The following is a 24301-nucleotide window of genomic DNA, read 5'->3' on the forward strand; positions in this document are numbered from 1 at the left end:
ACTTTAGGCCTCCATAGGGGTCTTGGCGCGCGAGCGCGGATTGGAGCCGAACAGGCCCAACTCGGTGCGGCCGCCCGAGCAGCCATTGCCGAAGGTGAAGCCGCAGGAGCCGCGCAGGTCGTAGGCGTCCTCGGCCACCTCGCGGTGGGCCGAGGGGATGACGAACCGGTCCTCATAGTTGGCGATGGCCATGTAGCGGTACATGTCCTCCACCTGGGCGGCGGTCAGACCCACCTTGCCGGCGATGGCGTGGTCGATGCGGCCATCGACGGTCTTGGCGCGCATGAAGCCGCGCATGGCCAGCATCCGCTCCAGGGCCTGGACGACCGGCGGCTCGTTGCCGGCGGTGAGCAGGTTGGCCAGGTAGCGCACCGGGATGCGCAGCGAAGCGACGTCGGGCATGTCGCCGTCCATCTCCAGCGCTCCGGCCGAGGCGGCCGACTGGATCGGCGACAGCGGCGGCACGTACCAGACCATCGGCAAGGTGCGGTATTCGGGGTGCAGCGGAAAGGCGACCTTCCAGTCGATCGCCATCTTGTAGACCGGGCTCTTGCGGGCCGCGTCCAGCCAGGCCTCGGGAATGCCGTCAGCGCGCGCCTGGGCGATCACCGCCGGGTCGTTGGGGTCCAGGAAGATGTCGATCTGAGCCTGATAGAGGTCCTTTTCGTCGGGCGTGGAGGCGGCCGCCTGGATGCGGTCGGCGTCATAGAGCAGCACGCCCAGATAGCGGATGCGGCCGACGCAGGTCTCCGAACACACCGTCGGCTGACCCGCCTCGATGCGCGGGAAGCAGAAGGTGCACTTCTCCGATTTTCCCGATTCCCAGTTGTAGTAGATCTTCTTGTAGGGGCAGGCCGAAACGCACATCCGCCAGCCGCGGCACTTGTCCTGATCGATCAGGACGATGCCGTCCTCCTCGCGTTTATAGATCGCGCCCGACGGACAGGCGGCCACGCAGGTGGGGTTAAGGCAGTGTTCGCAAAGCCTCGGCAGATACATCATGAAGGTGTTTTCGAACTGGCCGTAGATCTCCTTCTCGATGCCCTCGAAATTGGCGTCGGCCGAACGCTTGGAGAACTCGCCGCCCAGGATCTCCTCCCAGTTGGGCCCCCATTCGATTTTCTCCATCCGCTGGCCGGTGATCTTCGAGCGCGGCCGCGCGGTGGGGAAGTTCTTCATCTCCGGGGCGTTTTGCAGGTGGGCGTAGTCGAAGTCGAACGGCTCATAATAGTCGTCGATCTCGGGCAGGTCGGGATTGGCGAAGATCTTCGCCAGGATGCGCCATTTGGCGCCCATCTTCGGTTCGATCTTGCCGTTGGCCTTGCGGACCCAGCCGCCGTTCCACTTCTTCTGGTTCTCCCAATCCTTGGGGAAGCCGATGCCGGGCTTGGTCTCGACGTTGTTGAACCAGGCGTATTCGACGCCCTCGCGGTTGGTCCACACGTTCTTGCAGGTGACCGAGCAGGTGTGACACCCGATGCACTTGTCGAGGTTCAGCACCATGCCGATTTGCGCGCGCACCTTCATTGAGCGAAGTCCTTCTGAACGAGCGTTTCTTCGAGCCAGTCGATCTTGGTCATCTTGCGAACGACCACGAACTCGTCGCGGTTGGAGCCGACGGTGCCGTAATAGTTGAAGCCGTAGGCCAGCTGGGCGTAGCCGCCGATCATGTGGGTCGGCTTGAGCACGGTGCGGGTGCAGGAGTTGTGGATGCCGCCGCGCAAGCCCGTGATCTGCGATCCTGGGGTGTTCACGATCTTTTCCTGGGCGTGATACATGAAGGTCGTGCCTTCACGGATGCGCTGGGAAACCACGACCCGGGCGGTCAGGGCGCCGTTGGCGTTGAAGACCTCGATCCAGTCATTGTCGACCAGGCCCGCCTTCTTGGCGTCGACCTCCGACACCCAGACCACCGGACCCCCGCGGTTGAGGGTCAGCATCATCAGGTTGTCGCTATAGGTGGAGTGGATGCCCCACTTCTGGTGCGGGGTGATGAAGTTGAGGACGATTTCCTTTTCGCCATTGGGCTTGGCGCCCGTGACGTGGGTCGTCTTCAGGTCGATGGGCGGGCGATAGACGCACAGCGCCTCGCCGAACGCCCGCATCCACAGGTGATCCTGATAGAGCTGCTGGCGGCCGGTCAGGGTTCGCCACGGGATCAGCTCGTGCACGTTGGTGTAGCCGGCCGTGTAGCAGACCTTCTCGCTCTCGATGCCCGACCAGGTCGGCGAGGAGATGATCTTGCGCGGCTGGGCCAGGAGGTCGCGGAAGCGGATCTTCTCGTCTTCCTTGGGCATGGCCAGATGGACGTGTTCGCGGCCGGTCTGCTTTTCGAGCGCCTCCCAGGCCTTGACCGCCACCTCGCCATTGGTTTCGGGGGCCAGCATCAGGATGGTCTCGCAGGCGTCGATATCGGTCTCAATCCGCGCCAGGCCCTGGGTCTGGCCCTCATCGAGCACCTCGCCGTTCAGCGCCTTGAGCAGATCGACTTCGTGCTCGGTCTTCCAGCCGATTCCCTTGCCGCCATTGCCGCTTTTGGCCAGCAGCGGGCCAAGCGCGGTGAAGCGCTTGTAGGTGTTGGGGTAGTCGCGCTCGACGATGGTGATCTGCGGCATGGTCTTGCCGGGGATCGCCTCGCATTCGCCCTTGGACCAGTCGCGGACGTCGAAGGGTTGGGCGAGTTCGGCGGCGCTGTCATGCTGGATCGGGGTTAGGACGACGTCCTGTTCGACGCCAAGCACCTCGGGCGCGACCTTGGAGAAGGTCTTGGCGATGGCCTTGAAGATTTCCCAGTCCGACTTCGACTCCCAGCCTGGATCCACGGCCGCGCTCAGCGGGTGGATGAAGGGGTGCATGTCGGAGGTGTTGAGGTCGTTCTTTTCGTACCAGGTGGCGGTCGGCAGGACGATGTCGGAATAGACCGCCGTGGTCGACATCCGGAAGTCCAGCGTGACCAGCAGGTCGAGCTTTCCTTCCGGCGCTTCGTCGTGCCATGCGACCTCGGTGGGCTTGACGCCGCCGGTCTGGCCTAGGTCCTTGCCCTGCACCCCGTGCGAGGCGCCCAGTAGGTGCTTGAGGAAGTATTCGTGGCCCTTGCCCGATGAGCCGAGCAGGTTGGAGCGCCAGACGAACATGTTGCGCGGCCAGTTGGCCGGATCGTCCGGATCCATGCACGACATCTCAAGCTCACCGCTCTTGAGCTGGTCGAGCGTATAGGCCTTGGCGTCCTGACCCTTGGCGGCGGCGGCCTTGGCCACCTCCAGCGGATTGGTTTTCAGGGCCGGGGCCGAGGGCAGCCAGCCCATGCGTTCGGCCTTGGCGTTGAAGTCGATCATCGAGCCGTTCCACACGCCCTCGGGCGCGGTCGGCGAGAGGATTTCGTCCATGCCGACGGTCTCGTAGCGCCACTGGTCGCTGTGGGCGTAGAAGAACGAGGTCGAGTTCTGCTGCCTTGGCGGCTTGATCCAGTCGGTGGCGAAGGCCAGCGGCGCCCAGCCGGTCTGCGGCCGCAGCTTTTCCTGGCCGACATAGTGCGACCAGCCGCCGCCGGACTGGCCAACGCATCCGCACATCACCAGCATGTTGATGGCGGCGCGGTAGTTCATGTCCATGTGGTACCAGTGGTTCATCGCCGCGCCGATGATGATCATCGACTTGCCGTCGGTCTTCTCGGCGTTGCCGGCGAAGCCGCGGGCCACGGCCAGGATCTGGTCGCGCGGCACCGAGGTGATGGCTTCGGCCCAGGCCGGCGAATAGGGCTGGACGTCGTCATAGTCGGCCGGCATGTGGTCGCCGCCAAAGCCCTGGTCGACGCCGTAATTGGCCAGGAACAGGTCATAGACGCAGGCCACCAGGGTCTCGCCCTCGGGCAGCATCATCCGCTTGACCGGCACGTTGCGCACCAGGACATCGGGGTGGTCGGTCATGGCGAAGCCGTTGGTGGCCGCCCCGCCGAAATAGGGGAAGCGCACGCCGGCGATCTCGTCATGGACGCCTTTGAGGCCCAGACGCAGAGTGGTCTCGCGACCGGCCCCGTCCTTTTCCTCCAGGTTCCACTTGCCGTCCTCGCCCCAGCGGAAGCCGATCGAGCCGTTGGGGACCACCACCTGGCCGGTGGCGTCGTCCAGCGCGACGGTCTTCCAGTCGGGATTGTTGGTCTCGCCCAGGGCCTGGTCGAACTCGGCGGCGCGCAGCAGGCGCTCGGGCACATAGGCGCCGTCCTGCGGGACCAGGCGGACCAGCATCGGCAGGTCGGAATATTTGCGCAGATAGTCGCGGAAATAGGGGACTTGGCGGTCGACGTGGAACTCCTTGAGGATCACATGGCCAAAGGCCATTCCCAGGGCCGCGTCGGTGCCTTGCTTGACCGCCAGCCACAGGTCGGAGAACTTCGAGGCTTCCGAATAGTCGGGGCAGATCACCACCGACTTGGCGCCGCGATAGCGCGCCTCGGTGTAGAAATGGGCGTCGGGGGTGCGGGTCTGCGGGACGTTGGAGCCCCACAGGATCATGAAGCTGGAATTGAACCAGTCGGCGCTTTCGGCCACGTCGGTCTGCTCGCCCCAGGTCTGGGGCGAGGCCGGCGGCAGGTCGCAGTACCAGTCATAGAACGAGCCGCAGACCCCGCCGATCAGCTGCAGATAGCGAGCCCCGGCGGCGTAGGAGACCATGGACATGGCCGGGATCGGCGAGAAGCCGAACACCCGGTCGGGGCCATGGGCCTTGATGGTGTGGGCGTTGGCCGCGGCGATGATCTCGGTGACCTCGTCCCAGGTGGCGCGGATGAAGCCGCCGCCGCCGCGCCGCGTCACATAGTCGGCGCGCTGGGCCGGGTCGTTCTGGATCGAGGCCCAGGCGGCCACCGGGCTGCGGGTGACCCGCGCCGCCCGCCACAGCTTCAGCAGCCGCGAGCGGATCAGCGGGTATTTCACCCGGTTGGCCGAATAGAGATACCAGCTGTAGCTGGCGCCGCGGGCGCAGCCGCGCGGCTCGTGGTTGGGAAGATCGGGCCGGGTGCGCGGATAATCGGTCTGCTGGGTCTCCCAGGTGACGATGCCGCCCTTGACATAGATCTTCCACGAGCACGAGCCGGTGCAGTTCACCCCGTGGGTGGAGCGCACGATCTTGTCGTGCTGCCAGCGGTTTCGGTAAGCCTGCTCCCAGGTGCGGTCGTCATCGTTCATGACGCCGTGGCCGTCGGAGAACAGTTCGGTCTTGCGGGTGAAGAAGGCAAGACGGTCCAGGGTATGGCTCATTGGGCGGGGACCTTGATGAGGGCGGGCGCGGGGGCGTGCAGCAGCGAGGCTTTGCGGCCGTAGAAGGCCCAGTTGACGACCACGCAGCTGATGTAGAAGCCCAGGAACAGGTAGAGGGCGAACAGGGGATCACCGGTGGCCTTCAGCGAGTCGCCGAACGCCTTGGGAATGAAGAATCCGCCAAAGGCGCCGATGGCCGAGGTGAACCCGACGATGGCGGCCGATTCCATTTCCGCGGCCCGTTGGCGCGCCTCGATGGGCGCTTGCGCCATCAGGCGGGGCATGTCGGCTCGGACGATGGCCGGGATCATCTGGAAGGTCGAGGCGTTGCCGACCCCGGTCCAGAAGAACAGCCACAGGAAGCTGGCGAAGAAGATCGGGAAGGACGGGGCCGCGCCATAGGCGCCAACCCCGGCCAGCACGCCCAGCACGCCGACGGCCAGGGCCAGGAAGGCCCAGTGGGTGACGCGCTCGCCGCCGAACCGATCGGAGATCCCGCCGGTCAGGGCGCGCGAGGCCGCCCCGATCAGCGGGCCCAGGAAGGCCAGCTGCAGGACGTTGATGTCGGGAAACAGGGTCTTGGTCAGCAGCGGGAAGGCGGCCGAGAAGCCGAGGAACGAGCCGAAGGTGCCCAGATAGAGCCAGCACATGATCCAGTTGTGCTTGCGGGTGAAGATCACGGCCTGGGCCGAGAAGGAGGCCTTGGCCGACGCAAGGTCGTTCATGCCAAACCAGGCCGCCGCGGCGGCGGCGACGATGAACGGAACCCAGACATAGGCGGCGTTTTGCAGCCAGATCAACTTGGCCACGCCGTGTTCGACGATGGTCTGGGGCGCGCCCACCAGCGGGCCAAACAGCGCCAGGCCGATCACCACCGGCACCAGGAACTGCATGACGCTGACGCCAAGATTGCCAAAGCCGGCATTGACGCCCAGCGCCGCGCCCTTTTCGCTCTTGGGGAAGAAGAACGAGATATTGGCCATCGAGGAGGCGAAGTTGCCACCGCCCAGGCCGCAGGCCAGGGCCAGCAGGACGAAGACGCTGTAAGGGGTCTCCGGATGCTGCACCACCACCCCGATGCCGATGGCCGGGATCAGCAGCGACAGGGTGGCCAGGGCCGTCCAGCGCCGCCCTCCGACGATCGGCACCATGAAGCTGTAGAAAATCCGCAGGGTGGCGCCGGACAGGGCCGGCAGCGCGGCCAGCCAGAACAGCTGCTCGGTGGTGAACTTGAAGCCGACCAGCTTGAGTTTGGCGATGACCATCGACCAGACCATCCAGACCGAGAAGGCCAGGAGGAGGTTGGGCACCGAGATCCACAGATTGCGGGTGGCGACGCGCTTGCCGGTTTCACTCCAGAACGCGGCGTCCTCGGGACGCCAGTCGGTGATCACCGGGCCAGGTTTGGAAGTCGACATCGATTGAGCCTTACTCACGAGTGAGCGGGAGGGGGGGCGACGCGCCCGGCGGACGCGGCGAAGGAGGCGGTTTTGGACAGGCCGGCCATTTCCGGAAGCTCCGGCAGGTTGGCCAATTGGGGCGCGTTGGCGCGCTCCATCCGGCCGATGGCCAGGTGCATCCAGGTCAAGGCCCCGGCGACCAGGACGAACAGGAGCATGAAGCAGCTGGTCCAGACGCCGGTCAGGTCGTTGAGCGCCCCAAAAGCGATCGGCATGATGAAGCCGCCCAGGCCGCCGACCATGCCGACCAGGCCGCCGACCGCGCCGACGTGATCGGGGTAGTAGACCGGGATATGTTTGTAGACGGCCGCCTTGCCCAGGCTCATGGCGAAACCCAGGGCGAACAGCAGGATCACGAACGGGACGAGACCGGTGGCCAGGCGGAAGGCGATGGGCCCGCGCACCCCGTCGACCACGTAGCTGGTGGCCGGATAGGCCAGCAGGAAGGCGCAGACCACGCTGATGCCGAAGGTCAGGTACATGACCTTGCGCGCGCCGATCTTGTCCGACAGCCAGCCGCCGAAGACGCGAAACAAAGAGCCGGGGATGGAATAGGCGGCCGCCAGCATGCCGGCGGCGACGATGTCGAGGTGATAGACCGCGACCAGATAGTGCGGCAGCCACAGCGCCAGGGCCACGAAGCCCCCGAACACGAAGAAGTAGTAGAGCGCGAACCGCCAGACCTGCAGCTTGCGCAACGGGGCCAGCTGGGCGCCGGTGGCTTGCGGCTTGGCGCCTGTGCGGCGTCGCGTCAGCAGGTCGGGCTCGTCCTTGGTGGTCAGGAAGAAGGCGACCGCCAGCAGGGCCAGCGCTCCGGCCCAGATCTGCGCCACGCTCTGCCAGCCGAGGGCCAGCATCACAAAGGGGGCGGCGAACTTGGTGACGGCGGCGCCGACATTGCCCGCCCCGAAGATGCCCAGCGCCGCGCCCTGGCGCTCCTTGGGAAAGAACTTGGAGACATAGGCCACGCCGACCGCGAACGAGCCGCCGGCCAGGCCGACCCCCAGAGCCGCCAGCAGAAACTGCGGATAGGTCTGGGCGTAGGACAACAGGAAGGTCGCCGCCGCCGCCGACAGCATGACCAGCAGATTGACCAGACGGCCGCCATATTGCTCGGTCCAGACGCCCAGGAACACCCGGACGAGCGAACCGGTCAGGATCGGGGTGCCGACCAGCAGGCCAAACTGCGCCTCGCTCAGCCCCAGGTCCTGCTTGATCTTGACGCCGATGATCGAGAACACCGTCCATACCGCGAAACAGGCGGTGAAGGCGATCGTGCTCATCGTCAGGGCCGATCCGGCTCCCTGTTGTGATGGCGTCGCCGTCTGCATGTCTGCCCCCAAAATCGCGCACGACAACATCTGCCGCGAACAATCTATTGCGGGGAGGAGGCTTCAGCGCATTTGATAAGCATCAAGCAAAGCGAAATAACCGACGTTCACTTACAAGTCTTCGGTGCGGCAAAAGGGCACGGTTCTATTTCATCAACCGCAATTGACTAACGCGTCAAGTATGCGATTGATATTCATCAAGCGACGCGTCATTAGCCGGGTTGACCTGCGTCAAGGCCGCCCGGTCGCGACGACGCCATTAGGGGGGGCATGATGAGAAGCGCTGATCTCGACCGTGTCAGGAGTCTGCCCTTGTTCGGCGTGATGTCGGACGAGGCGTTCAGGAACGTCACCGGCGGGGCCTTCCTGCAGAAGTTTCCGGCCGGTACGACCCTGCTCACCGAGGGCGACGCGGTCGACTTCCTCTATGTGCTGCTCGACGGCAGCGTCGAGCTGGGCGCGACGTGGAATGACAAGGACACCACCCTGGCGGTGCTGCGGCCGGTCTCCACCTTCATCCTGGCCGCCGTGGTGCTCGACGCCGACGCCCTGATGAGCGCCCAGACAATCGAGCGGTCCGACATCCTGATGTTGTCGGGCGAGGCTCTGCGTCGGGCGATGAAGGAGGACGCCGCCTTCGGCTTCGCCGTGGCCCAGGAATTGTCGGGTTGCTATCGCGGCCTGGTGCGGGCCATCAAAAACCAGAAGCTGCGCGGCGGGCTCGAGCGGCTGGCCAACTATCTGATCACCCAGAAGGTGCGCCAGGGCGGGGCAGACACCTTCACCCTGCCGCACGAAAAGCGCCTGCTCGCCTCGGTGCTGGGCATGACGCCGGAGAACCTGTCGCGGGCCTTCGCGGCGATCGCCGACTATGGCGTAGTGGTCAACGGACCGCGGGTGACGATCGCCCGGCCGGTGGTGCTGGAGCGCCTGGCCAAGCCCGATCCCCTGATCGACAACCACACCCTGCCCACCGATGCGCCGACCGGCAAGGCGCAGCGCGAGCGCTGGCCGACGGCGCGGGATATTCGCTCGGTCCCCTAAGCTCGGCCTAGCCGCCGAACTGCGCCAACTGCCGCGTGTCGCCGCTGTTGTTCTCATGCAGCCGGTGGCCGACCGGCTTGCCGACCAGGGCGGCCTCGATGCGAGCTTGCAAGGCTTCTTCTTGGCCGGGAACCAGCAGATCGCGAAGATTGACCCCCAATTCGCCAAACAGGCACAGACGCAGCGCGCCCTTGGCGGTGATGCGCAGGCGGTTGCAGCTGTCGCAAAAGCCCGGCGCATAAGGGGCGATCAAGCCAATACGGCCGCGATAGTCGGGATGGGCGTAGTCGGTCGCCGGCCCATCGTCGAAGGCCTTGGCCACCGGCGTCCAGCCGCGCACGGCCAGCCAGCCCTGCAGGTCGACACCCGAGACATGCTGGTCGTCGAAATAGGCGGCGTTGTCACCGGTGCGCATCAACTCGATGAAGCGAAACGAGATCGGCCGATCGCGGACGAAGGCGGCGAAGGCGTCAAAGCCGGTTTCCACCGTGTCGCGCAGCAGGACGGCGTTGACCTTGACCGTCGGCACGCCCAAGGCCAGGGCCAGGTCGAGGCCAGCGACAACCTCATTCAACTGGTCGTGGCCGGTGATGCGATGGAAGGCGGCCGGATCGAGCGCGTCGATGCTGACATTGAGATTGGTCAGGCCCGCCTCGCGCCAGGCCTGGATATTGCGCTTGAGGCTCCAGCCGTTGGTGGTGATCGCCACCTTCTCGATTCCGGGCGTGGCCGCGGCGCGGCCGATGATTTCCACCAGGTCGCGGCGCACGCTCGGTTCGCCGCCGGTCAGGCGCAGCTTGGCGACGCCGAAGGCGGCGAAGGCGCGCACCACGCAGTCGATCTCGTCGGGGGTGAGAAAAGCCATTGACCCGGACTTCTTGAAGCCGTCGGGCAGGCAATAGGTGCAGCGGTAGTTGCACACCTCGGTGACCGAGAGGCGCAGATAGCGAAAGCGGCGGCCAAAGCCGTCAACCAGACGTCCCATGCGGGCTCCTTTCCAAGCAAGGGAGGCGACGGTGTTTCCCCCGTCACCCTTGCCGGCTGAGCCGGCGCGGCGGCCCGACCCTGGCGCGGATGCGCTTTAGGCCGGAACGCTCGGAGCGAGCCTCATGGGTAAGCCTTGCCGGCGAGGGCGGCCATGACGCCATGCGTCGCAGGGCTTGATATCGGTCAAGCCTTGGCCGGGCGCGGAAGGACCAGCATGGGTCCATAGCTCGCCGCGAACCCGGCGAAGGCCAAAATCCAAAGGCCGGCGGAAAGCATCAGCAGGTTCTGCTGCCAAACGCCGGTGAACGGGGCGGCGACGCGAGCCAAGGCCGCGGCGTTGATCCCCGCATAGATGACGGTGGTCGCGGCGTCGGCGCGCAGGTCGCGCCCGCTGTGGCCTCGGCTCGAGCGGGTCATCACCGCCAGGGTCATGACGCCGACGGCGCCGGCGGTCAGGGCATGGATGCCAGCGGTGCGGGCAATGGCCGGATCCAGCACCGAGGCGCCCAGCAGCAGCAGACTCACGCCCAGCCAGCCATAGCCAAGGTGCAGGATCCAGACTAGGGGCTCGGCTCGCGTGGCCCAGCCGCTCCAACGCGCCAGGCGGACTAGGTTGGTCAGGCCGGCCAGGGCCAGCAGGGCGCCGCTGAACCGGGCGTCGGGCAGAGCGACCCAGGCCGCCGCGGCCAGGCCGGTCAGCGCCAGGGCGGCTTGGTCGATCGGACCGAACAGGGCGGGCTGGGCGGCGGCGCCGCGCGCCTTCAGCCAGTTGCGGGTGAAGCTGGGCGTGATGCGCCCGCCGATCAGGGCGAGCAGCAAAGTCGCCACGCCCAGGGCCAGGCGCTCGCCCACGGCCGAAGCCCAGCTGACGCCGTGAAGGTGGAAGGCGATGTTGCCCAGGGCCAGAGCGGTCACCAGGCCGCAAACCGGCAGGTTGCGCCAATTGCGGCCGGCCAAAACCTCGCGCCAGATGACGGCGGCGAAGACCAGCAGGAATAGGCTGTCAATGACGCCCGCGGCGACAGGGCCGATGCTGGCCTGAAACAGCATGGCCACCCGTCCCGCCAGCCACAGCCCCACCAACTGGGCCAGGGGCGTGCCGATGATCGGCATGCGCCCGGTCCAATTGGGCACCGCCGTGGTCAGGAAGCCGGCGACGATGGCGGCCAGAAAGCCAAACAGCATCTCATGAACATGCCAATCGCGGGTCAGCATGCCCGGGCCGCCGGCCAGATAGCTCCAAAGCCAGAGCGGAACGACCAGGGCCGACCAAAGGGCGCCCAGGAGATAGAAGGGGCGAAAGCCGAAGCTGAACAGGGCGGGGCCGCGATAGGCGCGGCGCATTGCGGCAGTTGACATCCGGTCACCCTGCACCCGAACCGACGCCGGCGCCTTGATAGGGGTCCTGTTGGCCTTGATGATCGTCAACCGCTCAGCCGCACTTGGAATAGCCGCAGTCGAAACAGGTGTCGCAGCCCTCCTTACGCACCATCTCAAAGCCGCCGCAGCGCGGACAGCTGACCCTGTTGGCGGCGAAGGGATTGGCCGAGGGCGCGCTTGACGTCCGCGGGGGCTCTTCGACGGCGGGCTCGCGCGAGGGCTGGCCTCCAAGATGCCGCTCGATGATCCCGCCGATCGCGGCCAGCAGGGAGGGGGTGTAACGGCCGTCGATCCACCCGCCGCCGCGCGGATCGAACACCGCCTTGAGCTCCTCGGCCACGAACGACACGTCACCGCCGCGGCGGAACACCGCCGAGATCATCCGCGTCAGGCCCAGCGTCCAGGCATAGTGCTCCATGTTCTTGGAGTTGACGAAGATCTCGAACGGGTGGCGCCCGTCCTGAGCTTCCACGTCATTGATCGTCACATAGACGGCGTGAGCGCTGTCGGGCCATTTGATCTTGTAGGTCGCGCCGCCCAGGGCGTCGGGACGCGAGGGCAGGGGAAGGTCAGGCGCAGCGGTCGGCGGCGGCTGGGGCGTCGGCGCCACCGACAGCACCGAGCCGGTGATGGCGTTGGGGCGATAGGTGGTCAGGCCCTTGCAGCCCAGTCGGTAACCCTGGCGATAGATGTCGGCGAAGTCGTCGAAGGCGATGGTCTCGGGGCAGTTGACGGTCTTGGAGATCGAACTGTCGACCAGGGCCTGGGCGGCGGCCTGCATGCGCAGGTGATCGGCCGGGGTTAGGTCCTGGGCGCTGACGAACGCCGCCTCGGGGGGCGGGGCGTCGCCGTGCAGCCGCTTCCACACCGCCAGGGCGTAGTCCTCGACCTGTTCCTCGCGGCTGCTCCCGTCCGGCTGGCGCACCTTGCGCGTATAGGCGTAGGCGAACACCGGCTCGATGCCCGAGGAGACATTACCGGCCAGCAGCGAGGTGGTGCCGGTCGGGGCGATGGAGGTCAGGCAGCCGTTGCGCAGCCCGTGGGCGGCGATCAGGGCGCGGGTCTCTTCGTCCAGGCTGATGAGGTTGGGCCGCTCAAGGATCTGCGGATCATAGAGCGGGAAGGAGCCCTTTTCGGCTGCCAGGCGCGCGGAGGCCCGATAGGCCTCGCGCTTGATGACCCCCAGCCAGCGCTGGGTCAGCGCAACGGCCCGGTCATCGCCATAGCGCGCGCCGCAGAACACCAGGGCGTCGGCCAAGCCGGTCACGCCGATCCCCAGCCGCCGCTTGGCCCGGGCTTCGAGGGCCTGGGCCTCCAGGGGAAAGCGGGAGATGTCGATGACATTATCGAGCATGCGCACGGTTGTGCGGGTGAGGGCGCCCAGCCTGTCCTCGTCGAGGGCGGCGCCCGGTTCGAACGGGTTGTCGACCAGGCGGGCCAGGTTGAGCGATCCCAGCAGGCAGGCGCCATAGGGCGGCAGCATCTGCTCGCCGCAAGGATTGCTGGCCAGGATCTGCTCGCAATAGGCCAGGTTGTTGGCGGCGTTGACACGGTCGATGAAGATCACTCCCGGCTCGGCGGCGTCATAGGTGGCCCTCATCAGCTGCGCCCACAGATCGGCGGCGCGAACGGTGCGGTGGACCTGGCCGCCAAAGGTCAGCGGCCAGTCGCCATCGGCCTCTAGCGCGGCCATGAACGGATCGGTGACCAGGACCGAGAGGTTGAAGTTGCGGAAGCGATTGGCGGTGCGCTTGGCGTCGATGAAGGCCTCAATGTCGGGATGGTCGATGCGCAGGCAGCCCATCATCGCCCCGCGCCTCTGTCCGGCCGACAGGATGGTGCGGCACATCGCGTCCCAAACATCCATGAAGCTGAGCGGACCCGAAGCGTCGGCGCCGACGCCCTCGACCCGCGCCCCGTTTGGACGGATGGACGAGAAGTCCATGCCCACCCCGCCGCCCTGCTGCAGGGTGACGGCTGCTTCGCGGACGTGCTCGAAGATGCCGCCCAGGTCATCGGGCGTCACGCCCATGACGAAACAGTTGAACAGGGTCACCGCCCGGGCGGTGCCGGCGCCGGCCAGGATGCGGCCGGCTGGCAGGACCTTGAAATCGGTGAGGGCGTCCAGGACCTCGGCTTCAAAGCCCTTGCGCAGCTTGGGCGTCTCGGCCTGGGCGACCGCTCTGGCGACGCGCGACCAGGTTTCGGCGACGCTGGCGTCCCCGCCGCCGTCCGGCGGCGCGAAGCGGTACTTGCTGGACCAGATCTCGCCGGCGAAGGGATTGTCGAACGCCATGGTCGCTCTTTCTGATTTTGGGGAGGAAAGGCTGGGTGATTCCCTGCGGCGCATGAAAGGCGTCGTTGCCCGCCCAGTCTGCGACATTGGCCAGGCGGGGCCTTGCGCAACATCAAGGCGCGGGTCGGCGCCGCTCAATGCGCCGCCGCGGCGAAGCTCCTAGTGTGGCGATGGGAGGATCTTCCATGACCGAAAACGCCCAAATCGCGGTGCTAAGCCGCGCGCTCGCCGCACCTGACACCGCCGAGCAATTTGTTCTCGACCCCGCCGACACGCGCGCGGTCGAGGCCTATCTGGTGCTCCATGCCCCAGGCGATCCTGAGGCCGCGCAGCAGGCCGGAGCGCTGATCGATCACATCCTGACCCGCTACCATCAGGTCCATATGGAGGACTTTCCTCAGGCCATCGCGCTGGCGCGCAAGGTCGAGGCGGTGCACGTGGCCGACGCCGAATGCCCCGACGGCCTGGCCGATCACCTGGCGCTGATGGCCGACGAGTTGGCCGGTCACCAGCGCAAGGAGGAGACGGCGCTGTTTCCGATGATGCGCCACGGCGGGGGGGCGATGGTCCGCATCGCCATCGCCCGGATGCAGGCCGAACATCGCGACGTGGTCGAACAACTGACCCGCCTGGCGGTGATCACCAAGGATTTCACGCCGCCCCAGGAAGCCTGCCGCACCTGGCGGGCCCTCAATCAGCTTTGCCACAAGATCGACCGCGAGCTGCGCGAGCACATGCGTCTGGAGGACGCGATCCTGTTTCCGCACTTCGCTGACGCCGTCTAGGGACGGCGCGGCCTCGTCAGAAGTCGAGCGTCTCGACTAGCGTCCCGGCCTTGGCCGGCGGCGCGCCTGGGCGGCGGCGGATCAGGACATCGCTCATCGCCAGGGCCTTCTGGGCCGAGGCGTCCTGGTCGCCGATCGGCTCGACGCCGCCAGGCAAGCGTCTGGCCCGCACGAAGGTCTCGCGATCGCCGCAAGGACCAAGCGGAGAGGCCAGGGGCTCATGGCGCCAACCGAGCGCCTTGCCCGGCTCGAGGCCAGCTAGGCCGGCGATCAGCGGCGCGAGGAACAGACGGGCGGTGACCATGGCCGAGGTCGGATTGCCCGGCAGGCCGACGATCAGCGCGCCGCGCGCCCGGCCCAACCACACCGGCTTGCCCGGCTTGATGGCCACCTTGGAAAAGGCGAGGTCCAGGTCGAGGGGCGCGAACATGGTCTTGGCGAAATCACGGTCGCCCACAGAGGCGCCGCCGGTGACGACGACGATATCGGCCAGTTCGACCGCCGATCGCGCCGCCTTTTCCAGCGCCGACAGCTCATCGCCGACCCGCCAGCGATCCACCACGCTCCCGCCCCAGGCGCGCGCTAGGGCGGCGACGCCGAAGCTCACGCTTTCGGGAATGCCGGGGCGCAGGCTGGAGGGGCGGCCCGGTTCGTCCAGTTCGTCGCCGGTGCCGATGACCAGCACCCGAGGCCGAACGATCACCGACAGCTTGGCCCGGTCGGCGGCGGCGGCCGCCACCAGCCGCTGGGGGTTTAGGCGTGCGCCGGCCTCGACCAGCACGTCGCCAGGCTGAAAGTCCGAACCGGCCAGCCGCAGGTTGCGCACGCCGCTGGGCGGCCGCGCGAACAGGGCCAGCGGTCCGGCGCGTTCGACCTCTTCCTGGATGATGACCCGATCGGTTCCAACCGGGGCGACGGCGCCGGTGAAGATTCGCACGCAAGACCCTGGGGCCAGAACCCCGTCGAAGGCCTGGCCGGCATAGGCCTCGCCGATGACCGCCAGGCGCACCGGCGTGTCGGTCAGATCGTCATCACGCACCGCATAGCCGTCCATGGCCGAGACGTCGGCGCAAGGCGTGGCGCGGCGCGCGACGATGGCCGCGGCCAGGACGCGGCCGTCGGCCTTGTCTAGGCGCACGGTTTCGCGGCCCAAGGGCTGGGCGAACCCCATCACCAGGGCCGACGCCTGATCGTAGCTGATCAATTACAGACGCCCCGATAGCGGGGGATCTGGCCTACCAGCGAGCAGGGGCGAAAGCGGCTGTCCAGCTCCTGGCCCAGCACCAGATCCCAGGCGTCGCGGCAGGCTCCGGTCGAGCCAGGCACGCAGAACACGAAGGTGTCGCCGATCTGGCCGGCCAGGGCCCGCGACTGCAGGGTCGCCACCCCCACCGTAGCTTGGCTGGCCTGATGGAAGACCACCGAGAACCCGTCCATGGTCCGGCGAAACAGCGGCGTCACCGCCTCGGGTGTGACGTCGCGCGGCGCGAAGCCCGTGCCGCCGGTGGTGAGGATGACGTCGACGGCCGCGTCGTCGGCCCAGGCCTGAACCTGACGGCGGATGGCGTCGACCTCGTCGGGCACGATCACGCGGCCGACCAGACCATGGCCAGCGACGGTCAGGCGGTCGGCCAGCAGGGCGCCCGAGGTGTCGGTGTTCAGGTCGCGGGTGTCGGAAATGGTCAGCACGGCGATGTTGAGCGGATAGAAGGGCAGCTGCTCGTCTATGCCGGCCTTGCGGGCCTTGGCGGCCAAGGGCGCGTCATCCATCGTCAACCTCCAGAAAACATCGACAGGAAGGCCACGTCCTGTCCGGGGCTCACCCAGGCCTGATCGCCGACGATCAGGTGATCGATGGCCACGCGCAGACCGCGTTCGGCCAGAGCCTCGGCGCCGCCGTCAGTCTGATCGGCGAGCTGCGCTCTCAGCCAGGGCAACGAACAACCCTCAGCGGGGATATCCACACTGAGGCCGCGCCCGAAACGGTCGGCGACCTTGCCGAAAAAACAAACCTGGATCGTTCCCATTGGGGGGAACGTCCGAGCCAAACCTTGAGTCATCACAAAACCCATCTTCGCCAACCGTTACCGGCCAAACCGACCTACACCCGCGGCGAGACGATGCGATTGTCGGAAGTCAAGCGACGCGCCGACGTCTGCCGTGTGCGAAGCGAGGCGTCGAGGCTCCAAGTCTAGGCCGGATCCAGGCCGGCCAACAGCGCCGCCAGGGCCAGGCGGCTAAGGCTCGCCGGGTCCATGCCGGCCAGACGTCGAGCAGCGGCCGCGCGCTCGACATCGGCCGTGGTCCGAATGTCCGTCGCCCTCGTCACGATGCGACCGGCGCGCATCTCCAGACGGTGATCGGCCAGCCTGCGCACCTCTTCGGCGTCATGGCTGACATAGAGCACCGGGATGGCCAGGGCTCGATGCAGGCGCTCCAGATGGGGCAGGATTTCGGCCTTGCTGTCGGCGTCCAGGCTGGACAGCGGCTCGTCCATCATCAGCAGGCGCGGCTGGGACAGCAGAGCGCGACCCAGCGCCACCCGCTGTCGCTCGCCGCCGGAAAGGTGTGTCGTCGACCGCCCCAACAGAACCTCCAGCCCCAGCAACGCGACGACCTCGTCAAAGCCCGTGGCCAATGGTGCTCGCGTGCGTCGCTGGCCGTAGCGAAGATTGTCTGTCACCGACAGGTGGCTCAGCAGACTGGCGTCTTGGAACACCATGCCGATCGGTCGACGGTGCGGCGGCAGAAAACGGCGCTCATCCTGCCAGACCTCGCCATCGACCACCAAAGCGCCCGGAAGTCTTGAAAGCCCGGCCAGGCAGCGCAGCAGGCTGGTCTTGCCCGCCCCAGATGGGCCCACCAGGGCGGTGATCCCCCTGGGCGGCAGGGTCAGGGCGACATCGAGGGTGAAGGCCCCCAGGCGTCCGCGCAGCCGCGCTTCCAGGCCGGGTTCGGCAGAGAACGGGATCATCGGGCAGGCCGCGACGTGCGCCGCTCGATCAACAGCATCGCCAGCAGCACGGCGAAGGCGAACACCAGCAGGCCGGCCGATAGTCTGTGGGCCTCGTCAAACTGCAGCGACTCCACTTGCTGATAGATGCGCGTCGAAATCACCTCGGTTTCTCCGGGCACAGAACCGCCAATCATCAGCACGACGCCAAACTCGCCGACCGTGTGGGCGAAGACCAAGACCGCGGCGGTCAGCAAGCCGCGGCGCGCCTGGGGCAAGGCGACGGTCAAGAAGGCGTCCAGTGGCGCCGCGCGCAGGGTGGCGGCCGCCTCCATCGGACGATCGCCCATGGCCTCGAAGGCGTTGCGGATCGGCTGTACGGCGAAGGGCAGGGAATAGACCATCGAGCCGATCACCAGACCGGTGAAGGTGAAGGCCAGGCTGCGAACGCCCAGGGGATGGAGCAGGGCCATCAGGGGACTGGCCGGGGCCAACAGGATCAGCAGGTAGAAGCCCAGCACCGTGGGCGGCAAGACAATGGGAAGGGCGGCGATGGCGGCGATGATCTCCTTCCACCAGGCGCGCTGGCGCGCCAGCCACCAAGCCAGCGGTGTCGCCACCAGGAGCAGCAAGACCGTGGTCACCACCGCCAGCCTCACCGTCGTCCAGATCACTTCAAGCATACTGTTCGCGCCTCGGGGCTGTGATAGCGGGCGCCGTGGACAGGCTCGGCTCGCAAGAGCGTGGCGTCGAGGCGGACTTCAATCGCCGCAGCGTATGCGGGCGGATGTCATGCGGTGTTAGAGCGCGAAACCCAGCCGATCCGATTGATGGTCGTCAAGCCGCGACAAAAGCGCTGGCCCGGCGACGATAGGCGCCGCCGCGTGGGTCGCGGCAGGGGCGCGGCAGGGTCACGCCAAGGATCAAAGGTCGTGATCCTGGCCCGCGCACCGGCCGTGAGCGCCGGACGCGAACAGCCGGTCGCGCCGCGGGTTGGGCCGGAGCGTCGGCGGCGCGCTTGCGGTCGCTCAGCCAGGTCTCGGAGCAGGCCGATGGCGGAGGGCCGGCCGAGGTCGCCGTGGTTCACGACTGAAAGAAGTCGGCTAACGCCGTGCCGACAGCACAAGACGAACCAGCTGCGAAAGGCTGCCGGCTTGCATCTTGCTCATCACATGAGCGCGGTAGATCTCGACGGTGCGTGGGCTGATGCCCAGGTCGTAGGCGATGACCTTGTTGGCCGAGCCGGCGATCAGGCCTTCCAGAACCTCGCGTTCGCGACCCGACAGCAGGTTCAGGCGTCGGTTGACCTCGATGATCTCGGACTCCTCGACGCGCTCGGCCTGCCGCTGCTGCAGCGCCGAGCCCAGGGCGGACAGCATCAGCTCGTCGTCGAAGGGCTTTTCGATGAAGTCGCGCACGCCTTCCTTCATCGCCTCAACCGCGAGCGGCACATCGGCGTGACCGGTCATGACGACGATGGGATCACGGTAACCCAGGGCGTTCAGCCGCCGAACCAGCTCCAGACCGTTCATGTCGGGCATGCGCACGTCGGTGAGCACGCAACCGCTGGCGCGCTGCGAAAGTCCGTCGAGGAAAGCGTAGGCCGACGGATACAGCGTGCACTCGATCCTGGCGCTGCCGAGCAGGAAGCCCAGAGAATCGCGTAGCGCCTCGTCGTCGTCGATGATGTGAACCACGCCCTCAGGCATCGTTGTCGTCTCCCCCGTCGGCGCGTTTGAGCGTGAAATGAAAGGTCGCGCCGCCGCCCGGCGTATCTTCGACCCACAGGCGACCGCCATGGGCCTCGACGATGGTGCGTGAGATCGACAGCCCCACGCCCATACCGTCGCGCTTGCTGGTGACGAACGGCGCAAACAGCTGTTCGGCCATAAGGGGCGCTATGCCGGGACCTGTGTCGGCCACGGTGACGACGGCGTCGCCCTCGAGTTCCGCGACCTTGACCAGAAGCTCGCGGCGCGGCGAGGTTTCCATGGCCTCGATGGCGTTGCGCATCAGGTTGAGCAGCACCTGCTGCACCTGGACGCGGTCGGCGAGAACCAGATCGATCCCTGGCTCATAGGCGAACCTGACGCGCACGCCATGTTCTTGAACCCCGACGAGCGCCAGGGCGCCGGCCTCCTCGACCAGCCTCGGCAAGCTTTCGACCGCGCGCTCGGTTTCGCCGCGGGCCACGAAGTCGCGCAGCCTGCGGATGATGTCGCCCGCCCGCAGCGCCTGGTTTCCGGCCTTGTCGATGGCGTCGATCACGCGCTCGATCTCGGGCGGGCCGTCCTGGGATAGAAGCCGCTTGCTGCCCTTGAGATAGTTGGCGATCGCCGTCAGCGGCTGGTTGATCTCGTGCGCCAGGGCCGAGGCCATCTCGCCCATGGCGGTCAGGCGCGAGATGTGGATCAGCTCGTTCTGAAGCTCCTGCAGGCGCGCCTCGGTTTGCTGGCGCTCGGTCAGGTCCCTGACGAATCCAGTGAAGAAACGGCCGGCCGTGGTCAGCATTTCTCCCACCGACAACTCCATCGGAAAGGTGGTGCCGTCCTTGCGCTCGCCGACCACGACCCGGCCCTGGCCGATGATCCGGCGCTCTCCGGTCCTGTAGTAGCGCGCCAGATATCCGTCGTGCCCCTGCCGGTGGGGATCGGGCATCAGGATGTTGACATTGCGACCGCTGACCTCGGCCGCCGACCAACCAAACAAGCGCTCGGCCGCCTGGCTGAAGGACTGGATCAGGCCTGCGTCGTCGATCACGACCATGGCGTCTGGAACCGTATCGAGGATCGATTTCAGGTGGGCTTGGCGGGCCGCCAGATCGTCATTGGTCCGTTCAGCCCTGCGCCGGGCCGCGTGGAAGATCTCGCCGCCGATCAGCACGCAAACGCTGACGGCGACAAAGAGCGCCACCCCGAGGAAGTCGCCCTGGTCGAGCGGCCGATGGCGGAGCGCGAGGCCCAGGCAGGCCAGCGCCGCCAGGACAGTGTTGAAGCCCCCGGCGGCCGTTCCGCCAAACGCCGAGCCGGCGATCACCGCTGGAAAGAAGAACAGATAGACGCCCCGCTCGCCCAGGACGGGTTCACAGGCCAGGCGCGCGATGACGCCGCCCGCCACCAGAACCCCGCCGAGGGCGGCGGTCCGCAACAGGTTGTGGGGCCGGATCCAGCGAATGCGCGCCGCCCAGGTGGTTTCGGTCATTCCGGAAAATCGCCCTTCTGGCGGGCCAAGCCCGCCTCCGGCAAACGCCTTAGGGTCATGACCCGAGTGTATCGCCAACGCCCCACCGGATATCAAGCTCTCAACTTCAACGGCCCGCCGTGGCGGGCTTCACTTCAAGGAATAGCGCGATGACCGCTCCGGCCATTGATCTTTCGGTTCACCACAGGCCGGCCGGCGCGTCGGATGTCGTCGCCCAGGGTTTCGTCAAGCTGCTGCGGTTTTGCGCCGACACCTTCTTCGCCAAGCGCTACGGCCACCGCGCCGTGGTGCTGGAAACCGTGGCCGCCGTTCCGGGCATGGTGGGCGCGACCCTGACGCACCTGAAGTGTCTGCGGCGCATGGAAAGCGACCGGGGCTGGATCAAGACCCTGATGGACGAGGCCGAAAACGAACGCATGCACCTGATGACCTTCATCGAGGTGGCCAAGCCCACCGCGTTCGAGCGGTTCGTGGTCGTCTCCGTCCAGTGGGTGTTCTATCTGTTCTTCTTCGCCCTCTATCTGATCTCCTCCAAGACCGCTCACCGCGTCGTCGGCTACTTCGAAGAAGAAGCCGTGATCAGCTACACCCACTATCTGGCCGAGATCGACGAAGGTCGCTCGCCCGATGTGCCCGCGCCGCAGATCGCCCTGGACTACTGGAACCTTCCGGAGGGATCGACCCTGCGCGACGTGATCGAGGTGGTGCGGGCCGACGAGGCCCACCATCGAGACGTCAATCATGGCTTCGCCAACCAATTGGCCGGCCTGCCCCTGGGCGCTGTGGCCCCGTGCCCGCCCCACGTAGTGCTCGAGCCCCATTGGAAGACGGCGGCCTGAGTCAGGCGCGGCGGCGGTCGTGATCGCCGCCGCGCATTGGAGATTCACATGTCCGGCATGTCCCCCATCATCCTGATCGACCGAGACGAAGCGGTTCGAAACGCGATCCAGTTCGCGTTCGGGCTGGAAGGATTCGGCGTGGCGGTCTACGCCGCCGGCGAGGCGGCCACGCCGGAGAGTTTGGCCGCCGCCGGATGCCTGATCGTCGACCAGGATCTCGACCGCCAGCCGGGACTGGACCTGATCCAGGATCTGCGGCGGCGGGGCGTCGAGGCGCCCGCCATTCTGCTGGCGACCAATCCCGGACGACTGCTGCGCAAGGCGGCCAAGGCGGCTCATGTCTGCCTGGTGGAAAAGCCGTTGCTTTCGGACCTGCTGCTTGAGCGGGTCCGGGCCGCCCTGCATAGCGAGCGTCCCCGCCCGCCACCCTAGAAGCGCCCGCCTCGAACCCGCGTGTCCGCGCTGGCGGCGACGCATGATCGCCAAGTCTCACAAGAGGGACACTATGACCGATACGGTCCTGGCCGACGATGAAGTCGCCCGCCTGCGGACGCTACGCGCCCTTCAGGTGCTCGATACGCCGCCCGAGCGGCATTTTGACCTGATCGCCGAGTGCGCGCGGGCCGCTGCGAACACGCGTTGGGCCATGGTCTCCCTGGTTGATCAGGACCGGCAGTGGTTCAAGGCCGGTCTGGACTTTCCGCTTTCCCAGACCGAGCGGTCCGTCTCGTTCTGCACGCATGTCGTGGCGCTTCGCCAGCCGCTGACCATCACCGACGCCCGCCTGGATCCGCGGTTCGCCGCCAGTAGCCTGGTCATCGGCGCGCCGGGCGTGCGCGCTTACGCCGGCGCGCCGATTATCGTTGAAGACCAAGCCGTCGGCGCGGTCTGCGCGGTCGATGACAGGCCGCGGGCCTTTAGTGCTTCGGCGCGCCGGCAAATCCTGTTGTGCGCCGAGCTGGTGGCGGAAATCCTCGAACAGTTCCGGCGCAAATCCTTTCTCGGACAGCTTTTCGAGGGCACGGCGGACGCGGTCCTGGCCGTCGACGCCGATCAGCGGATCACGCATTGGAATGCGGCGGCGGAAGACCTCTTCGGCTTTGACGCTCAAGAGGCGATCGGTCAGCAACTTCGCATGATCATCCCCGAGCGCTTCAGGGCGGCTCACGACGAAGGCTTTCACCGTCTGTGCCAAACAGGGCAGGCCCGCCGAGGCGCGACGGTGGAAGTGCCTGCCCTGCGGCGCGACGGCACTGAATTTCAGGCCGATCTGTCGGTGTCGGTTTGTCGGGACGGACCTTCGGCCCTGGTCGGGGCGATCATCCGCGATGTCAGCGATCGCAATGCCCTGGCCCAGGCGCGAAGCGCCAATCTCGCCAAGAGCCGGTTTTTGGCCAATATGAGTCACGAGATCCGCACGCCTCTGAATGGCATTTTAGGGTTGGGGCATGTCCTGGCGCGGACCGACCTCGCGCCCGAGCAACGCGCGCTTCTCAATACGATCAATGGCGCCGCCTCGACCCTGCAGGCTCTGTTGACCGACGTACTGGATCTGGCGCGACTTGACGATGGCGCTTTGCCGGTGAGCCACGAGCTGTTCGACCTGGCTCAGATGGTCGCCGACGTCGCCGCGCTCCATCAGGCCGGCGCGGAAGCCAAGGGGTTGGGATATACTTGCCAGCCGCCACAGGAGACCTGGGTGCGCGGCGACTCCCTGCGGCTGCGACAGGTGTTGGGCAACCTGCTGAGCAACGCCGTCAAGTTCACCGCCGCGGGCGAGGTGCGCCTTTCGGTCCACGCCGAAGGCGATCTTTGGTGTTTTGAAGTCGCCGATACCGGCATTGGGTTCGACGCGGCGATCGCCGAACGGATTTTTGATCGCTTCGTTCAGGGCGACGACTCGGTCACGCGCGCCTATGGCGGTTCGGGTCTTGGCCTTTCGATCTCCCGGGAGATCGCACAGGCCTTGGGCGGCCAACTGATAGCTGCGGGCTCGCCGGGCGAGGGAGCGGTCTTCACGGCCCGTGTCCCGCTCCAGGCGTGCGCGCCGCCGCGGCAAGATCAAGAGGCAGCGCCTCAGCGGACCTACCTGGGCCGCATCCTTCTGGCCGAAGATCACCCCGTCAACCGGCAGGTGGTGGAGATGATCCTGGCGCCGCTGGGCGTCGAACTCGACGCGGTGGAGAACGGAAGTCTCGCGGTTGAGGCCGCGCGGAGCAAAACCTACAGCCTGATCTTGATGGACATGCAGATGCCGGTCATGGACGGCCTGATGGCGACCCGGCGCATCCGCGAGGACGAACAGCTGACCGGCAGGCCTCGCTGCCCCGTCATCATGCTCACGGCCAATGTGTTGCCGGAACATCTGTTCGCATCCTTTCAAGCCGGCGCGGACCAGCACCTGGGCAAACCCATAGACGCCGCCACTCTCATCGGCACGGTGGCCGATTTTCTGGCGCAGGCCGATGTGGCGGGGCAGGCCTCATCATCACGAATGAGTGGGCATCATCAATCGCCGGGTCGAACCGGACGCGCCTAAGCTCGGCGCAGTGTTCGGGCAACTTGCACGCTCGTCGGAGCAGTCTGCGGTGCGCGAGAAGGAACGTGCGGCGCTTCGCCGAGCTGCGCCAACCTAGTCATCGTTGGAGCTTTCAGGGCCGCCGCTGCTCCAGTAATACCCCGGCTCTAGCCCGTTCTCTGCGCGGATTTGAGCATATAGCTCGACTACCGTTCGGGGCTCGCCTTGGCTTCTGGATGGGGACGCTATCCC

General features: G+C 66.8%; 19 protein-coding genes and 1 riboswitch. Of the genes, 5 read left to right on the top strand and 14 right to left on the bottom strand.

The features are described 5' to 3' along the window. Positions 1 to 3: 3 nt before the first annotated feature. Genes narH through AC07R7_RS24665 form a run of 4 tightly spaced genes read right to left on the bottom strand, consistent with a single transcriptional unit; the run spans position 4 to position 7998 of the window. A complete protein-coding gene (narH, locus tag AC07R7_RS24650) occupies positions 4 to 1527 on the bottom strand; it encodes a nitrate reductase subunit beta (protein ID WP_494636939.1) in 1524 nt (507 codons plus the stop codon). Next, positions 1524 to 5255: a nitrate reductase subunit alpha gene (locus tag AC07R7_RS24655; RefSeq protein WP_494636940.1), complete on the bottom strand. Its 3732-nt coding sequence runs from the start codon at positions 5253 to 5255 to the stop codon at positions 1524 to 1526. Before AC07R7_RS24655 ends, narH begins: the two co-directional genes overlap by 4 nt. Continuing rightward, positions 5252 to 6673 carry a NarK family nitrate/nitrite MFS transporter gene (locus AC07R7_RS24660; protein ID WP_494636941.1) on the bottom strand — a complete coding sequence of 474 codons (1422 nt, stop codon included), beginning with the start codon at positions 6671 to 6673 and terminating at the stop codon, positions 5252 to 5254. Before AC07R7_RS24660 ends, AC07R7_RS24655 begins: the two co-directional genes overlap by 4 nt. Positions 6674 to 6687: 14 nt before the next feature. Then, on the bottom strand, positions 6688 to 7998 hold the full coding sequence (locus AC07R7_RS24665) for an MFS transporter (protein WP_494636942.1): 1311 nt from the start codon (positions 7996 to 7998) through the stop codon (positions 6688 to 6690). Positions 7999 to 8319: 321 nt separating this feature from the next. Here AC07R7_RS24665 and ftrB point away from each other — a divergent pair, with 321 nt between their 5' ends. Then, on the top strand, positions 8320 to 9090 hold the full coding sequence (gene ftrB / locus AC07R7_RS24670; protein WP_492841565.1) for a transcriptional activator FtrB: 771 nt from the start codon (positions 8320 to 8322) through the stop codon (positions 9088 to 9090). A gap of 7 nt (positions 9091 to 9097) precedes the next feature. On the opposite strand, the gene moaA is transcribed toward ftrB, so the two are convergent. The 3 genes from moaA to AC07R7_RS24685 all read right to left on the bottom strand — a co-directional run bounded on the left by moaA (position 9098) and on the right by AC07R7_RS24685 (position 13753). Beyond that, positions 9098 to 10075 carry a GTP 3',8-cyclase MoaA gene (gene moaA / locus AC07R7_RS24675; RefSeq protein WP_494636943.1) on the bottom strand — a complete coding sequence of 326 codons (978 nt, stop codon included), beginning with the start codon at positions 10073 to 10075 and terminating at the stop codon, positions 9098 to 9100. Further along, a riboswitch (molybdenum cofactor riboswitch) is annotated at positions 10065 to 10203 on the bottom strand. Its footprint overlaps the gene before it by 11 nt. Positions 10204 to 10260: 57 nt before the next feature. Then, positions 10261 to 11436, bottom strand: a complete 1176-nt coding sequence (locus AC07R7_RS24680; protein WP_494636944.1) for an NnrS family protein — start codon at positions 11434 to 11436, stop codon at positions 10261 to 10263. A 73-nt stretch (positions 11437 to 11509) separates the two neighbouring features. Continuing rightward, complete coding sequence (locus tag AC07R7_RS24685; RefSeq protein ID WP_494636945.1) at positions 11510 to 13753, bottom strand: adenosylcobalamin-dependent ribonucleoside-diphosphate reductase; 2244 nt, start codon at positions 13751 to 13753, stop codon at positions 11510 to 11512. Between the two features lie 185 nt (positions 13754 to 13938). Here AC07R7_RS24685 and AC07R7_RS24690 point away from each other — a divergent pair, with 185 nt between their 5' ends. Further along, positions 13939 to 14538, top strand: coding sequence for a hemerythrin domain-containing protein (locus tag AC07R7_RS24690; protein WP_494636946.1), 600 nt, complete (start codon positions 13939 to 13941; stop codon positions 14536 to 14538). A gap of 16 nt (positions 14539 to 14554) precedes the next feature. On the opposite strand, the gene AC07R7_RS24695 is transcribed toward AC07R7_RS24690, so the two are convergent. The 7 genes from AC07R7_RS24695 to AC07R7_RS24725 form a co-directional block, all read right to left on the bottom strand. Further along, complete coding sequence (locus tag AC07R7_RS24695; RefSeq protein WP_494636947.1) at positions 14555 to 15742, bottom strand: molybdopterin molybdotransferase MoeA; 1188 nt, start codon at positions 15740 to 15742, stop codon at positions 14555 to 14557. Beyond that, positions 15739 to 16308 (bottom strand): molybdenum cofactor biosynthesis protein B, encoded by a 570-nt coding sequence (gene moaB / locus AC07R7_RS24700; RefSeq protein ID WP_494636948.1) that lies wholly within the window; start codon positions 16306 to 16308, stop codon positions 15739 to 15741. Before moaB ends, AC07R7_RS24695 begins: the two co-directional genes overlap by 4 nt. 2 nt (positions 16309 to 16310) lie before the next feature. Further along, a complete protein-coding gene (locus AC07R7_RS24705) occupies positions 16311 to 16565 on the bottom strand; it encodes a MoaD/ThiS family protein (protein WP_494636949.1) in 255 nt (84 codons plus the stop codon). Positions 16566 to 16729: 164 nt separating this feature from the next. After that, the gene (gene modC / locus AC07R7_RS24710; RefSeq protein ID WP_494636950.1) at positions 16730 to 17512 is read right to left on the bottom strand and encodes a molybdenum ABC transporter ATP-binding protein; all 783 of its coding nucleotides are present in this window, start codon (positions 17510 to 17512) and stop codon (positions 16730 to 16732) included. Next, a complete protein-coding gene (gene modB, locus AC07R7_RS24715) occupies positions 17509 to 18174 on the bottom strand; it encodes a molybdate ABC transporter permease subunit (protein WP_494636951.1) in 666 nt (221 codons plus the stop codon). Before modB ends, modC begins: the two co-directional genes overlap by 4 nt. A 420-nt stretch (positions 18175 to 18594) precedes the next feature. Continuing rightward, positions 18595 to 19200 carry a response regulator FixJ gene (gene fixJ, locus AC07R7_RS24720; RefSeq protein ID WP_494636952.1) on the bottom strand — a complete coding sequence of 202 codons (606 nt, stop codon included), beginning with the start codon at positions 19198 to 19200 and terminating at the stop codon, positions 18595 to 18597. Beyond that, positions 19193 to 20692: a PAS domain-containing sensor histidine kinase gene (locus tag AC07R7_RS24725; protein WP_494636953.1), complete on the bottom strand. Its 1500-nt coding sequence runs from the start codon at positions 20690 to 20692 to the stop codon at positions 19193 to 19195. The genes fixJ and AC07R7_RS24725 overlap by 8 nt, the downstream gene beginning before the upstream one ends. A 149-nt stretch (positions 20693 to 20841) precedes the next feature. Here AC07R7_RS24725 and AC07R7_RS24730 point away from each other — a divergent pair, with 149 nt between their 5' ends. The 3 genes from AC07R7_RS24730 (at position 20842) to AC07R7_RS24740 (ending at position 24070) form a co-directional block, all read left to right on the top strand. Next, a complete protein-coding gene (locus tag AC07R7_RS24730) occupies positions 20842 to 21531 on the top strand; it encodes an alternative oxidase (RefSeq protein WP_494636954.1) in 690 nt (229 codons plus the stop codon). A gap of 48 nt (positions 21532 to 21579) precedes the next feature. After that, complete coding sequence (locus AC07R7_RS24735; protein WP_494636955.1) at positions 21580 to 21963, top strand: response regulator; 384 nt, start codon at positions 21580 to 21582, stop codon at positions 21961 to 21963. Positions 21964 to 22036: 73 nt separating this feature from the next. Then, positions 22037 to 24070, top strand: a complete 2034-nt coding sequence (locus tag AC07R7_RS24740) for an ATP-binding protein (RefSeq protein ID WP_494636956.1) — start codon at positions 22037 to 22039, stop codon at positions 24068 to 24070. Positions 24071 to 24301: the final 231 nt, after the last annotated feature.

The organism is Caulobacter sp. GW821-FHT05F04, assembly GCF_059419665.1.

Bases quoted from the DNA above. Each gene is read 5' to 3' on its own strand.
- narH (WP_494636939.1), bottom strand. From the start codon at position 1,527: ATGAAGGTGCGCGCGCAAATCGGCATGGTGCTGAACCTCGACAAGTGC.
- AC07R7_RS24655 (WP_494636940.1), bottom strand. From the start codon at position 5,255: ATGAGCCATACCCTGGACCGTCTTGCCTTCTTCACCCGCAAGACCGAA.
- AC07R7_RS24660 (WP_494636941.1), bottom strand. From the start codon at position 6,673: ATGTCGACTTCCAAACCTGGCCCGGTGATCACCGACTGGCGTCCCGAG.
- AC07R7_RS24665 (WP_494636942.1), bottom strand. From the start codon at position 7,998: ATGAGCACGATCGCCTTCACCGCCTGTTTCGCGGTATGGACGGTGTTC.
- ftrB (WP_492841565.1), top strand. From the start codon at position 8,320: ATGAGAAGCGCTGATCTCGACCGTGTCAGGAGTCTGCCCTTGTTCGGC.
- moaA (WP_494636943.1), bottom strand. From the start codon at position 10,075: ATGGGACGTCTGGTTGACGGCTTTGGCCGCCGCTTTCGCTATCTGCGC.
- AC07R7_RS24680 (WP_494636944.1), bottom strand. From the start codon at position 11,436: ATGTCAACTGCCGCAATGCGCCGCGCCTATCGCGGCCCCGCCCTGTTC.
- AC07R7_RS24685 (WP_494636945.1), bottom strand. From the start codon at position 13,753: ATGGCGTTCGACAATCCCTTCGCCGGCGAGATCTGGTCCAGCAAGTAC.
- AC07R7_RS24690 (WP_494636946.1), top strand. From the start codon at position 13,939: ATGACCGAAAACGCCCAAATCGCGGTGCTAAGCCGCGCGCTCGCCGCA.
- moaB (WP_494636948.1), bottom strand. From the start codon at position 16,308: ATGGATGACGCGCCCTTGGCCGCCAAGGCCCGCAAGGCCGGCATAGAC.
- AC07R7_RS24705 (WP_494636949.1), bottom strand. From the start codon at position 16,565: ATGGGAACGATCCAGGTTTGTTTTTTCGGCAAGGTCGCCGACCGTTTC.
- modC (WP_494636950.1), bottom strand. From the start codon at position 17,512: ATGATCCCGTTCTCTGCCGAACCCGGCCTGGAAGCGCGGCTGCGCGGA.
- modB (WP_494636951.1), bottom strand. From the start codon at position 18,174: ATGCTTGAAGTGATCTGGACGACGGTGAGGCTGGCGGTGGTGACCACG.
- fixJ (WP_494636952.1), bottom strand. From the start codon at position 19,200: ATGCCTGAGGGCGTGGTTCACATCATCGACGACGACGAGGCGCTACGC.
- AC07R7_RS24725 (WP_494636953.1), bottom strand. From the start codon at position 20,692: ATGACCGAAACCACCTGGGCGGCGCGCATTCGCTGGATCCGGCCCCAC.
- AC07R7_RS24730 (WP_494636954.1), top strand. From the start codon at position 20,842: ATGACCGCTCCGGCCATTGATCTTTCGGTTCACCACAGGCCGGCCGGC.
- AC07R7_RS24735 (WP_494636955.1), top strand. From the start codon at position 21,580: ATGTCCGGCATGTCCCCCATCATCCTGATCGACCGAGACGAAGCGGTT.
- AC07R7_RS24740 (WP_494636956.1), top strand. From the start codon at position 22,037: ATGACCGATACGGTCCTGGCCGACGATGAAGTCGCCCGCCTGCGGACG.